Source organism: Armatimonadota bacterium (genome assembly GCA_018268395.1).
Taxonomy (GTDB): Bacteria; Armatimonadota; Fimbriimonadia; order Fimbriimonadales; family Fimbriimonadaceae; genus JAEURO01.
Map to the genome: position 1 here is coordinate 398,300 of JAFDWQ010000003.1, position 12,119 is coordinate 410,418.

At 64.1% G+C, this 12,119-nt stretch carries 14 protein-coding genes; 12 read left to right on the plus strand and 2 right to left on the minus strand.

Annotation, left to right across the window (positions count from 1 at the left end; translation table 11 throughout):
* Positions 1–5 precede the first annotated feature (5 nt).
* Genes JST30_07360 through JST30_07375 form a run of 4 tightly spaced genes read left to right on the plus strand, consistent with a single transcriptional unit; the run spans position 6 to position 3,423 of the window.
* Positions 6–341, plus strand: a complete 336-nt coding sequence (locus tag JST30_07360) for a YbaB/EbfC family nucleoid-associated protein (GenBank protein ID MBS1714140.1) — start codon at positions 6–8, stop codon at positions 339–341.
* A 7-nt stretch (positions 342–348) separates the two neighbouring features.
* A complete protein-coding gene (gene recR, locus JST30_07365; protein MBS1714141.1) occupies positions 349–942 on the plus strand; it encodes a recombination protein RecR in 594 nt (197 codons plus the stop codon).
* A complete protein-coding gene (gene purD / locus JST30_07370; GenBank protein MBS1714142.1) occupies positions 939–2,186 on the plus strand; it encodes a phosphoribosylamine--glycine ligase in 1,248 nt (415 codons plus the stop codon). The genes recR and purD overlap by 4 nt, the downstream gene beginning before the upstream one ends.
* Positions 2,187–2,193: 7 nt before the next feature.
* Complete coding sequence (locus JST30_07375; protein MBS1714143.1) at positions 2,194–3,423, plus strand: hypothetical protein; 1,230 nt, start codon at positions 2,194–2,196, stop codon at positions 3,421–3,423.
* Here JST30_07375 and JST30_07380 read toward each other — a convergent pair.
* Positions 3,413–3,838, minus strand: a complete 426-nt coding sequence (locus tag JST30_07380; protein ID MBS1714144.1) for a DUF4870 domain-containing protein — start codon at positions 3,836–3,838, stop codon at positions 3,413–3,415. The two genes, JST30_07375 and JST30_07380, sit on opposite strands and share 11 nt — an antisense overlap.
* Positions 3,839–3,996: 158 nt before the next feature.
* Here JST30_07380 and JST30_07385 point away from each other — a divergent pair, with 158 nt between their 5' ends.
* From JST30_07385 to JST30_07405, 5 genes are read left to right on the plus strand one after another with little or no spacing between them, the layout of a single operon-like run.
* A complete protein-coding gene (locus JST30_07385; protein ID MBS1714145.1) occupies positions 3,997–4,491 on the plus strand; it encodes a sigma-70 family RNA polymerase sigma factor in 495 nt (164 codons plus the stop codon).
* Positions 4,488–5,165 carry a hypothetical protein gene (locus JST30_07390; GenBank protein ID MBS1714146.1) on the plus strand — a complete coding sequence of 226 codons (678 nt, stop codon included), beginning with the start codon at positions 4,488–4,490 and terminating at the stop codon, positions 5,163–5,165. Before JST30_07385 ends, JST30_07390 begins: the two co-directional genes overlap by 4 nt.
* Positions 5,166–5,182: 17 nt before the next feature.
* Positions 5,183–6,499 carry an adenylosuccinate lyase gene (locus JST30_07395; protein MBS1714147.1) on the plus strand — a complete coding sequence of 439 codons (1,317 nt, stop codon included), beginning with the start codon at positions 5,183–5,185 and terminating at the stop codon, positions 6,497–6,499.
* 42 nt (positions 6,500–6,541) lie between these two features.
* A complete protein-coding gene (locus JST30_07400; protein ID MBS1714148.1) occupies positions 6,542–7,396 on the plus strand; it encodes a zinc metallopeptidase in 855 nt (284 codons plus the stop codon).
* 51 nt (positions 7,397–7,447) lie between these two features.
* Positions 7,448–8,458 carry a DUF21 domain-containing protein gene (locus JST30_07405; GenBank protein MBS1714149.1) on the plus strand — a complete coding sequence of 337 codons (1,011 nt, stop codon included), beginning with the start codon at positions 7,448–7,450 and terminating at the stop codon, positions 8,456–8,458.
* Positions 8,459–8,464: 6 nt separating this feature from the next.
* On the opposite strand, the gene JST30_07410 is transcribed toward JST30_07405, so the two are convergent.
* Positions 8,465–10,438: a hypothetical protein gene (locus tag JST30_07410; GenBank protein ID MBS1714150.1), complete on the minus strand. Its 1,974-nt coding sequence runs from the start codon at positions 10,436–10,438 to the stop codon at positions 8,465–8,467.
* 15 nt (positions 10,439–10,453) lie between these two features.
* Here JST30_07410 and JST30_07415 point away from each other — a divergent pair, with 15 nt between their 5' ends.
* The 3 genes from JST30_07415 to JST30_07425 all read left to right on the plus strand — a co-directional run bounded on the left by JST30_07415 (position 10,454) and on the right by JST30_07425 (position 12,119).
* A complete protein-coding gene (locus tag JST30_07415; protein MBS1714151.1) occupies positions 10,454–10,951 on the plus strand; it encodes a hypothetical protein in 498 nt (165 codons plus the stop codon).
* A gap of 90 nt (positions 10,952–11,041) precedes the next feature.
* Positions 11,042–11,701, plus strand: a complete 660-nt coding sequence (locus JST30_07420) for a hypothetical protein (protein ID MBS1714152.1) — start codon at positions 11,042–11,044, stop codon at positions 11,699–11,701.
* 259 nt (positions 11,702–11,960) lie between these two features.
* On the plus strand, positions 11,961–12,119 hold the full coding sequence (locus JST30_07425) for a hypothetical protein (protein MBS1714153.1): 159 nt from the start codon (positions 11,961–11,963) through the stop codon (positions 12,117–12,119).

Consider the following 12,119-nt stretch of genomic DNA (forward strand, 5'->3'; position numbering starts at 1 on the left):
AAGGCATGAAACTCCCCAAAGGATTCGGCGGACAAGGGATCGGCGGCTATATGCAGCAGGCCAAGTCGGCGATGGCCCGGGCCAAGAACCTGGAAGCCGAGCTTCAGGCCGAACAGATCCCGGTGGACAAGGGTCCGGTGAAGGCGCTCTTCAACGGTCAAGGCGAGATGCTCTCGGTCAGCATCGACAAGTCGGTCGTCGACCCGGACGACGTCGAGGCGCTCGAAGATTTGATCCTGGGCTGCATGAAAGACGGTTTCACGAAGTCCGTGGAACTCCGCAACGCCCGGCTGGCGGAGATCATGCCGAACATCCCGGGCATGGGCAGCCTCGGGCTTTGACCCGTCGATGCTCTTCGCGCGGCCGCTTGCCGAACTGATCTCGCAACTCGAGCGATTGCCCGGGGTCGGGCCGAAATCGGCGCAACGCCTCGCGTTCCACGTCGTCCGGATGCCTCAGGACGATGTCCGTCGGCTCTCCGAAGCGTTGGTCCATGCGCGCGAGTCGCTCAAGTTGTGCTCGGTCTGCCAGAACGTCAGCGAGAAGGACGTCTGCGAAACGTGCGACGACCCGCGCCGCGACCCGTTGACGATCTGCGTCGTGGCCGAGCCGAAAGACGTGGCCGCGATGGAGCGGATCCATGAGTTCAAAGGGAGGTACCACGTCCTCCACGGCCTGCTGAACCCGATGGAAGGCGTCGGGCCCGAACACCTCAAGGTCCGCGAGCTCTTGGAGCGGCTCCGGGCGGACGTCGCCGAAGTCATCGTCGCGACGAACCCGACGATCGAAGGCGACACGACGGCGCTCTACTTGGCAAAGCTCATCAAGCCGTTGGGGATCAAGGTGACGCGGCTCGCACACGGGATGCCCGTCGGCGGAGAACTGGACTATGCCGATTCGGCGACCTTGTTGAGCGCTTTGGAGTACCGGAGGGAACTATGAAAAAGGTCTTGGTGGTCGGGTCGGGCGGTCGCGAGCACGCCTTGGTGTGGAAACTGGCCCAAGAAGGCGAGGTGTTCTGCACCCCCGGCAACGCCGGGATCTCCGACTCCTGTCCGACGTTCAACGTCCCGGCTTCTGACGCTGAGGGCCTGGCGATCCTGGCCCGCGAGGTCGGTGCCGGACTGGTCGTGATCGGCCCCGAAGACCCGTTGATCGCCGGTGTGGCCGACGACCTCCGGGCCGCTGGCCTGACGGTGTTCGGCCCTCCGGCCAAGTTCGCCCGACACGAGGCGAGCAAGGCCTGGTCCAAGGAGTTCATGCACGCGGCGGGCATTCCGACCGCCCGATCGGACTCGTTCATGGACTTCGACGAAGCCTTCGAATGGACAAAGTCCCGTTACGACGCGGGACGGCAGGTCGCGGTCAAGGCGAGCGGCGCCGCCCTTGGCAAGGGCGTGGTCGTCACCTCGACGCTCGAAGAAGCCGAGGACGCGCTTCGGGCGATGCTGGTCGACGGGTCACTCGGCGCCGCCGGGAACACGGTCGTCGTCGAAGACCGTTTGGACGGGCGCGAATTCTCCTTGTTGACCCTCGTCGGAGCATCGGGCTTCCGGAGTCTGCCCGTCGTCCAAGACTACAAACGGATCGGCGACGGTGACGTCGGGCCGAACACGGGCGGAATGGGCTCGTACAGTCCGGTGGGATGGGTGAGCGCCGACATGGTGCGCGAAGTCGAAGAGACCATCGTTGCGCCCGCTGTCCAGGCGATGCGGGACCTCGGCGGGGACTACCGCGGCGTGCTGTTCAGCGGGGTCATGGTCGTCGACGGCAAGCCGTCTTGTCTTGAATTCAACGTCCGGTTCGGCGACCCCGAGACGCAAAGCGTGGTCCGACGGCTGGGGGCCGGTTTCCTGGACGCTCTCTGGGCTTGCGCTTCAGGCGGGCCTGTGCCGGAAGTCGAGACGAACGGCGATTCTGTCGTGACGGTCGTCGCCGCCAGCGCCGGCTATCCGGGGCCTGTCCAGAAGGGGACGCCCGCCACGGTCGGACCGATGCCCGATGGCGTTTTCGTCTTCCATGCGGGTACGTCCCGGTCGAACGGTACGTTGGTCACGAACGGCGGCCGGGTCTTGGCGGTTTCGGCCGCCGCGCCGGACCTCGCAGCCGCGCGCCGTGCCGCGTACGACGGCGTGGCTCAGATCCGGTTCGACGGAATGCAGTTCCGAACGGACATCGCCCTATAATGGGTCCATGCCTTCGTTCGCCGGGCTTACGATCTGTCTCTTAGCGGCGTTCCCGCAGCAGGAAAAGAGCATCTTCGAGCAGGTTTGCCCCAACCCCACGGGTCGCAACGGCTACGAAGAGTATCTGAAAGCTTGCGACCTCTTCCGTTCCCAGGTCGGCGATCAGGTTTGGGAGGAATCTCAGATGGTGCGTGCCGGCGATCTGGGTTGGTTGAACACCCATCGGGCCGTCTCGAACAAGGCTTCGCAGGCGATCGAGACGGTGCGGGCCGGGAACGATAAACCGGTCTCCGACCCGCGCACCGGTTATCGTCTGACGACGACGGTTCCCGAGCTCGTGTACTTCAAGAACCTCACGCGCGTCATGGTGGTCCGGGCCACCGTCCAGTTTGCCGACGGCCAACCGAGAGACGCCGTACGGACCTTGGACGGAGCCCTTCGGTTCAGTTCAGGGGTCCAGGAAACCGGAGTCTTGATCAACTTCCTCGTGGGTATCGCGATGCAATCGATCGTTCTCCGGGGATACAACGACAACCTTTCGCGGCTTCCTTTGCCCGATTTGGAGCGTTTGGCGCGGTCTCCGATCGGTAAGGACGATTCCACCGCCGCAAGGTCCTGTCTTCAAAGGGAGGCGACGAGCATTCAGACGATGTTCGACGAACTGGCTCGCGACCGGACAAAGACCGAAGACTTCCTCGCCAATGACCCGGCCGACGACAGCGAGACTTCGAACGGGATCAAACGATTGAAGTCGTTACCGGACTCTGAGTTCGTAGCCGCGGTCCAAGCGGCAAAGGCGGGGACCTTGGCCCGGATCAAGCGCATCGACGCGATCCTCGGTTCACCAGAGCCGCGATGGTCGGGCTTGATCTCGCAATTCGAGTCCGGAGAGGCGAACGACAAATCCCCCGTCGGGATTTTGTCCGAGAGCTTCGCTTTAGGGTCTCAAATCCTTGCGGCCGAACTGAAGCGCAGGATGCAACTCCGTCTGTTCAGAGTCCACGTCTTGGTCAGAAGGCACAGGTTGATGGCGAACAAGCTGCCCGACACCCTGGACCAGCTTGGAGACCAGAACCTGACGGTCGATCCGTTAACGGGCAAACCCTTTGTCTATGAGGTATCCGGCGACACCTACCAGCTTTATAGCCGCGGGACGGAGCAGACCGGGCGCATCGACCTTGTCTGGAAGAAGGACGCCAAGTCGGGAAGCGTCGACGACGAGGTCATCAAGCCGTAGCGAAACGTTTGGGAAGCTTCCCGCGCCACGCGTCGACAGCTTGCTTGACCGACCAGACCACGTTGAACACTTGAAGGAGCGCGAGCAAGATCCACCCGACCAAGAACCGGACCAGGAACTCCTGCCAGGAAAAGTCGGCCCAGTTCGTCTGAAAATAGTGAACGACCCGGACGACGGTGTAGCAGAACGACGCCAGCCCGACGATGAACAGGCCCAAGTTCAGGACGATCGTCTCAAGGAGGGCCTGCTTGGCGTGGGAGGCGACGTAGCGGCTCTTCCTGTGGAAGAGGGCCCAACCAACGAGAGGCCCGATCAACGGCCAGGGGATCGAAGCGACGTGGACGGCAGCGGCCCAACCCCGGTCGAACGGCGTCGGCAGATCAGTGGGAGTCGGGGCGTCAGGCACCACAGTCATTCACGTAGAATGCCCTTTAGCGTTGCAAACGTGCACGGGATGGAACCCGTCGGCCCTACTCGGCGTTACGGGTATCGGATTCGAGGCGAGGAAGTACGGGGGCCCATCGGGACGGGACTCTAGGCGCCGCTTGCCGTGGACGTGATCGGAGCGAACGATTGGGCAGGCGGAACGACTACGAACGTCTGGTAAAAGCCGAACTCCCCGTGCTCTATCGCGTCGCAAGGCGGCTCGGCGCGGATCCGGACGAGGCCGAAGACTTGGTGCAACAGACGGTTGTGAAAGCGTGGAGAAAGTGGCACCAGTTCGACGGGCGTTATCTAAGGAGTTGGCTCGTCCGCATCCTACGGAACGAGCGACTGGCCAAGCTTCGGACGTACCGGCCCGAGACCGACACGATCGACCTCTTGACCGACGAGCCTGCGACGGAGGACTTCTGGTCGGAAGTCGAGAACGACATTGAAGTGGAGCGGATCTTCGCCGTCGTCGCCGTCCTTCCTGAACCCTACAGGTTGGCGGTTCAACTGTGCGACGTCGAGCAAATGAGCTACGAGGAAGCGGCCGAAGCGATGGACGTCCCGATCGGCACGGTGCGGTCGAGGCTGTTCCGGGCCCGGGTCGAAATCCGCAAGCGACTGGAGGCGACGTCGTGAGGATCGACTGGCAAGCGTACGACGACGGCAGCCTCGGTCCGGCCGAAAGAGCGGTTGCAGACCAGGCATTGGCGACCGATCCCTCGGCCCAAGCCGAACTCGAAGGACTGCGTCGGCTGAAATCGGCCGTGTCGGCGATGTCGACCGAACCTGTTCCGATCCGACGCCTCGAATCGGTCTTCTATCGTCCGAAGTCGACCTGGCGGTGGGCCACACTAGCGGCCGTCCTCGTCGTCGCCACTTTCGCCTGGGCCTGGATCGTGTTCAAGAGGCCGACGGAGATCCGTTTCGACTTGGTCGGCGCCCGCCCTGCCGTTTCGGTCGAAGGGCTGGAATCGGCCCGGTTGTGGCTGGCGGCCGAAGCGGCGCTCGACGTCCCCGAAGGCTCGCTCCCCGTTTTGCCTGTCAAGCGCGTTTACCGTGGGACGGGCTGGGGATGCATCGAGTACGAGGTCGGGCAGCACTCGGTCTCGCTCTACGTCCGGAAGAGCCACGGGACGGTCAAAGGGCTTTCGACCGATTTCAAGTACGGCCACGACGTGGCCGTCGTCCGGTCGCAAGACCGTCCGGCCCTTCTCTGGGAGGACGCCGGGATCGAATTCCTGGCCGTCGGTCAGGACGTCGAGGACCTCTGGGAGACGGTCCGGATGGTGCGCAAGCGCAGCCGAGGCTGACGGGTACCCTGCCTGGCGTGATCGACCGCTATTGCACGCCCGCCATGACCGCGATCTGGAGCCGCGAGGCCAAGTACGCGAGGTGGCTGGAAGTCGAGCTGGCGGTCTGTCAGGGTTGGGTCGACGAAGGCGTCATGCCCTCCACGGACATGGACACCGTCCGAAGCGGTGCGTCGTTCGACATCGCCCGGTGCGACGAGATCGAGAAGGTGACCCGCCACGACCTCATGGCGTTCGTCCGGAACGTCAGCGAGAAGGTCTCCGGTGTCGACACACTGTCGGCCGAATCCGAGGCCCTCGAAAACGACCCGTCGCGTTGGATCCACTTCGGCGTGACGTCGTACGACGTCATCGATACCGCGCTCGGCATGATGATGCGCGATTCGTGCGACGTCCTCATCGCATCGCTCGACTCGCTCCGAGGGGCGCTGAAGAAGCTCTTCGACGCGTCGGGCCAGGTGCCGTGCATCGGCCGTACCCACGGGATCCACGCAGAACCCGTCACGTTCGGGCACAAGCTCCAAGGCTGGTACGAAGAGACGGGCCGGAGCATCGACCGCATCCAAGCCTCGAAAGACGAGATCGCAGTCGGCAAGGTCAGCGGCGCGGTCGGGATCCACGCCCACGTCACGCCGGACATGGAAGCCCGGATCTGTCAAAGCTTGGGGTTGAAGGCGGACCCGAACAGCACCCAGATCATCGCCCGGGACCGCCATGCCGCGTTGCTTTGCGACCTCGCCGTTCTCGCTGGGAGCCTGGAGCGGATCGCGACCGAGCTCCGAAACCTCCAGCGCACGGAAATCCTTGAGGTCCAAGAAGAGTTCGCCGCCGGCCAGACCGGGAGCAGCGCGATGCCGCACAAGCGCAATCCCTGGAACAGCGAGACGGTCTGCGGGCTCGCGAGGATCGTGCGGGGCAACGCCCACGCCATGCTCGAAAGCGTCACGACGTGGCACGAGCGCGATCTGACGAACTCCTCCCTGGAGCGGATCGTCTTCCCGGACACGTTCCAACTCGTGGACTTCATGATCTCGCGCTTGACGAGGATCCTCAACGGCCTGGTCGTCATGCCGGACAACATGGCCCGGAACCTGAGGCAGATGGGCGACCTGGTCTTTAGCGAACACGTGATGGTGTCGCTCATCCGGTCGGGGCTCAGCCGCGAGGGCGCCTACAAGACCGCCCAGCGCAACGCGGCGAAGGCCTGGGACGGCGAGGACTTCAAGACGTCGGTGCAGCAAGACGCCACTGTCCGCGACAGGCTCGACGCGAAAGAGGTGGAAGAGGCGTTCAGCCTCGAACACCACCTGAGGAACGCGCCTCGGACTCTCTAGCGGCATGAAATGTCCGGGCGGCTCCCACCGTATAATCTGACCGTGCGTTGGGAGGATCGCGAGGAAAGCGTCAACATCGAGGACCAGAGGGGCCGCGGGGTCGGGGGCAAGGCCGTCGGCATCAGCGGGCTCGGCCTGGTCATCGTGATCGTCTACGCCCTAGCGACGAAGCAGAACCCCGTCGACGTCCTGAACCAAGTCTCTGGACCGCAAGGCGACACCGCCGCTTCCGGGGAGTACAAGCCGACTCAGCACGAAGAAGAGCTGCGCAAGTTCACCGCCGTCACGCTCAAGGACACCGAAACCGTCTGGTCGGACATTTTCCGGCAGAACGGCCGCAAGTACGTCTTTCCCAAACTCGTCATGTTCACGGGCCAGGTCCAGAGCGGCTGCGGAACGGCCGACGCGGGCATGGGGCCGTTCTATTGCGGCAACGACGAGAAGGTCTACATCGACCTCAGCTTCTACGACATGATGAAGACCCGTTTCGGCGCGAAGGGCGACTTCGCCCAGGCCTATGTCATCGCGCACGAAGTCGGGCACCACGTCCAAAACCAGCTCGGCACGCTCGACAAGGTCCACGCCATGCGCGAGCGGATGTCCGAGCGGCAGTACAACCAGCTTTCCGTCCGGCTCGAACTGCAAGCCGACTACTACGCCGGAGTCTGGGCGCACCATGCCAAGCAGATGGCCGAGCTCGACGAGTCCGACATCCGCGAAGCGATGGAAGCCGCGAACGCGATCGGGGACGACACGCTCCAGAAGCAGGCGCAAGGCTACGTTAAGCCCGACGCGTTCACCCACGGGACGAGCGAACAAAGAACGCGGTGGTTCCTTAAAGGTTTCCGGTCGGGCGACGTCCGCGAGGGCGACACCTTCGACGCCAACCCGCTCTAAAGTCCGTGCCCCGGTCGGCAAGGGCCGGCCTGTCGGCCCATACTTCTGCCCATGCTCTACCTGGGCCTGGCCCTGTTGTTCGTCGTCACCGGCCTCTTGACGGCGGCGGAAATGGCGACCTTCAGCGCCCGGCCCGAACGGATGCGTCAAGTCGCCAAAGCCGGAGACCGCCGCGGGACGATGGTGCTCAGCTATCAACGCTCGCCCGTCCCGTTCCTTTCCGCCGGGCAAGTGCTCGCGACGGCGGGCTCCTTCGTCACGGGCGCGATCCTTAGCCAGGCCGTCACGCCGGACCTTGTCAAGGCCCTGCGCAGCGCCGTCCCTTGGACGACGGGCCAGATCGAGGCCGTCGCCTCCACGATCGTCCTCACCGTCTCCACCGTGGTCGCGCTCGTCACCACGAACGTCATTCCCAAGCAGATCGGCTTCGACCACGCCGACGACGTCGCCGTCTTCTTCGCCTGGCCCTTCCGATGGCTGATCCGGTTGACAAGGCCCCTCGCGTGGGTCGTCATCGTCGCCGGACAGGTCGCCGAGCGCGTCGTCAACCGCAACCGCCCCCACGGATCCCGCGTGACCGAGGCCGACCTCTTGACGCTGATGGCCGAGGGCCTTCGCATCGGGGCCCTCGACCGCAAGGAAGCCGGGTTCGTCGTCAACGCCCTTCACCTCAGCGACCGCAAAGTCGCCGACGTCATGACCCCGGTCGACCGCATAGAAGCCCTCGACGCCCGTTGGGGCCAAGACCGCATCGACGCCGCCGTCCGCGGTTCTGCCCACTCGTTCCTGCCCGTCTACGACGGCACGATGGACCGCCCCGTCGGCGCTGTCCGGGCCCGCGACTGGCTGACCGACGGCCGGGTCAAGGGGCTGGACGCGCTCGTCCTTCCCGTCGCGACCCTTTCGACGGACGACACCGCCGTCCGCCTCTTCGAAGCGCTTCAGGCCAAGGAAGCCCGGCTCGTCTTCGTCCAGAACGGCGACGGCAACACCGTCGGCATGCTGACCCTCAACGACGCCGTCGCCCTCCTCGCGGGCGACCTCGCCGCACTGCGTGCCTGACGTCCGCTACGACCCGTTCGCCCGGCGGAACTCCTCGATCGCCTTCTTCGCCGCCTCGCCCTTCTCGGGACGGAACCGGCCGAGCTCGTAGGTCGTCACGCCCGTCGTCGCACCGTCCGCCCACGTCACCTGGATCGTATAGGCGACGCCGTCGCGAAGACCGATCGACGCGTCCTTCTCGTCGAACATCGGGGTGCGGTTGCCGGGGCGGGCGGCGTCGTCAATCATGGTGTGCGTCGAACCTTGGAACTTGTCGGTTCGCGTCCTCATCAGCGTCTTGCGCGCCTTGACCGTGATCTGCCGCACGTCCGGCAGCGGCCGCTCGTCGTGGGGATAGCCGCCCTTGTCGTCGGGGAACATGTTCCCGACGCTCTTCAGGAGCTTGATCTGGCGCGGAGTGATCCGGGAGAACGTGACGGTCTCGCCACGGGCAAGACGGCCGAGTTCGGCGGGCGACAGGAGCCCGACCATCTCTGCCGTCGAATCCTCGTACATAGAGATGCCGTGCGGGGTCGACGCTCCTAGCGCTTCATAGGGCGAGAGCAGCGCATACCTCACCGTTTGGTTCACGTCCATGCCGCGCGTCTTGGCGCAGTACAGCGCCCAATCCGTATAAGGGACAAAGCCTTTCTCTTCGACGACCCGCATGAGCTGGGCCAGCGGCGCCCGGTCCAGGGCGATTCGCCGGGAGAGGTCGGGCAAGGCCGGGCGGACCCAAAGGACGCCGTCCTTCTCCTCCATCGTCAGGATCGAACGGACCGACATCGCCTTCCACAGCGAGCCCCAAGGGATCTTTCCGTCGACCGTCGCCGCCTGGACGCTGGAGAAGAACTCGTCGGGCACGACCGCGACCATTTCGTCGTCGAGCGCGTCGGCCAGCCCCGTCAGCGCATCGGTGACGTGGAACGAGAGCGGGTCGTGGGTCGACGGGTCGGCGAAGAGCGGGCGGTCTTCGTCCAGGAACCCGTTCTTATCGAAAAAGGGAACGACGAACTGGGGAGACGTCCCCAGCATCTGCGGAAGATAACGGACGAACCGCACCGAGTCGGGCCGGAGCTTGACGGCCGGCTTCTGGTCGGTCAACCGCTTGGTGAACCCGACGTGCGGATAGCGCGAGAGCCATTCGCCGACGTCGGAGAACGCCCACGAGACCTGTCGGCCCTGGGGGTCGTTGACGATCAGGTACGGGGCGACGCGCGTCAACCAGTCCCGCACCGAGAGCTTGAACTCGAGCGGCTGCCGGGCCGGATCGGAGAGGTCGAAGATGTCCTTGAAAAGCGGGTCTTTGCGGTCGGACTCCTTCAGTCGGTTCGCGACGACGCCTAGGAACTCCTCCTGCTTGGCCAGATAGTCGGTGATCGCCTTGCGGTCGGATTCGGAGAAGGCCCCCGGGCCGAGCGGGCCGGCGGAGGTCCACTCGATGGAGTCACGGGGCGCGAGCGCGGTCAAGCGGTCGGCGTCGACGTTGGCGAAGAGCCTCTTCAGCAGCCACTTGAGCGGCGAGGCGAGGCGCGGGCCGTCGAGCGACATGCCGCGTCCGTCCTCTGGCGGGCGGCGGATCTTGTCGACGGCTTTCACGAGGTCGTCGACCTTGGCGAGGTTCCACGGGTCTTGCCCGTTCTTCGTCCGCATCGCTTCGAGCTGCTCTTGGAGCGAGGCGGTCTGGCGGTCGCGGTCGAGCTTGACGAGCGCTTGGTCTTGGGCGGCGGTGCGGGCGAGCGTGAAACCGTCCCTGTCCCGGGTCCATTGGGCGTCGGTCGCCTGCGCGATCTTGAGGAGGACGTCGGCCGCGGGCTGCTTCTTGAGGTGGACGACGACGGTGAGGTCGCGGACGGTCCCCGTGGCCCGGAGCGTCGTCCCCGTCTTGTCCCCGATCCGCTTGAGGAGGTTTTCGAGCCGCATGGCGGGCCAATCGGCGGTGACCGGGGTCGCAGGGAGCTTGTCCTGCAGGAGGGCCAGGGCGAGGGCGAGCGACGTCATGAACTTGCCTTTTCCGTGCCCATCGTATCACGGGTCGGGGCGGTTTGGTGGCGGTCCTTCGTCGCCGGCGCACGTTCGGGCACGGTTCCTGACAAGAAAGGGCCACTTTATGGCGCAAAAGGGCCGTTTCATGGCGCAAATGGGCCACTCCATGACAAGAAAGGGCCGTTTCATGGCGCAAATGGGCCACTCCATGACAAGAAAGGGCCACTCCATGGCGCAAAAGGGCCATTTCATGGCGCAAAAGGGCCGTTTCATGGCGCAAAAGGGCCACTCCATGACAAGAAAGGGCCATTTCATGGCGCAAAAGGGCCACTTCATGACAAGAAAGGGCCCGTTCTTACCGTCATCGAGAAAGAGGACGTTTTGATATCGTCAGCTCTTAATCATAAAACTTGTACCTCGCGCTTGATCCATGTCGTTTCCGGATTCTGGCGGCAAGAGATGAGGACAAGAAGGACGGTCCACCGTGAAGAGTTCGCCCTTTCCTCAGAAGCGGAAAGAAAAAGTTGAAACTTCTGTCACCGTGCCCTTAAGAGTCTAAAAAAACCCGCCGACCATACAGGTCATGGGTGAAACGAAGCCCTAAAGGAAAGAAGGACAATGGCCGATCCGACCAGCAAATACATCACTGAGATCGTCGCAGACGCCGAATTCAATTTGGCCATGATCAATTTCGGTGCGGTCTGCAGCAGTAACGCGGCCGCGCTAGGTTTGACGCCGGCCAACCTGCTAGAGATCAGTGCGGCGCAGACGTCTTATACGACCAATCTGACTTCGTGGGTCGCGGCCCGCTCCGCCGCCAATCTGGCCTTAGAGAACAAGGACATCCAGAAGAAGGCCACCAAGGTCATTGTGAGCAAATGGGCGAAGACCTTTAGGGCGAACCCGGCCGTTTCGGACGCCCTTCTCGACCAACTCATGCTGCCTCCGCACAAGACGCCGGGCACGAAGACCCCGCCGACCGTACCGATGGACCCTGTCGCCAACGGTAACGGGCAAGGCCTCGTGAAACTGACCTGGAAGCGCAACGGCAACATCGACGGCACGACCTTCGTGGTCGAGACCCGCTCGGGGGCCGACCAGCCGTGGACGTTCCTCGACAGCACGACGAAGGCGAGGATCGTTCACCAGGCCGAGGTCGGCGCTTACATCGGGTTCCGGATCTCGGCCAAGCGCAACGGCCTGACGAGCCCGTGGAGCGTCCCCGTCGTGCTCTGGGAAGACGGCGTGGCCGAACCCCAGCTCTCGGTCGCGGCCTGAGCCCGGCAACCTTGGTGACGTCTTTGACCCGGTCTGCAACGTGACGGACGCGCTCGGAAGGCTCGTCATGTCGCGTTGCCAGACCGGGTCACCCGTCCTTGCGCCGTCGACAGGTATCCGGGTTGAACGTGTCCCTCTGGGACCGGGGTGCACGAGACATCACCCCGGCCACGCGCCCGGCATGAACTTGACTTTCCACCACGGTATCTGTCTATGCCAGACTGACAGGCAAGCCGGGTGCCGCTGGATGGACGACAGTTTGAGTTCAGAAAAAGAGCAAAAAGGCGCGGGCCGCGTCCGAAAGCCCGACCTCGGAAACCTTGACGGGTTCATTGAGAAGATCGTCCAAGTCCCCAAAAAGGAGATGGACGAGATTGAGGCGACCCGTCCTAAGCGCAGGTCCCGCAAGAAGCAATGA

Bases quoted from the DNA above. Each gene is read 5' to 3' on its own strand.
- purD (MBS1714142.1), top strand. From the start codon at position 939: ATGAAAAAGGTCTTGGTGGTCGGGTCGGGCGGTCGCGAGCACGCCTTG.
- JST30_07405 (MBS1714149.1), top strand. From the start codon at position 7,448: ATGCTCTACCTGGGCCTGGCCCTGTTGTTCGTCGTCACCGGCCTCTTG.
- JST30_07420 (MBS1714152.1), top strand. From the start codon at position 11,042: ATGGCCGATCCGACCAGCAAATACATCACTGAGATCGTCGCAGACGCC.
- JST30_07360 (MBS1714140.1), top strand. From the start codon at position 6: ATGAAACTCCCCAAAGGATTCGGCGGACAAGGGATCGGCGGCTATATG.
- JST30_07380 (MBS1714144.1), bottom strand. From the start codon at position 3,838: ATGACTGTGGTGCCTGACGCCCCGACTCCCACTGATCTGCCGACGCCG.
- JST30_07375 (MBS1714143.1), top strand. From the start codon at position 2,194: ATGCCTTCGTTCGCCGGGCTTACGATCTGTCTCTTAGCGGCGTTCCCG.
- recR (MBS1714141.1), top strand. From the start codon at position 349: ATGCTCTTCGCGCGGCCGCTTGCCGAACTGATCTCGCAACTCGAGCGA.
- JST30_07410 (MBS1714150.1), bottom strand. From the start codon at position 10,438: ATGACGTCGCTCGCCCTCGCCCTGGCCCTCCTGCAGGACAAGCTCCCT.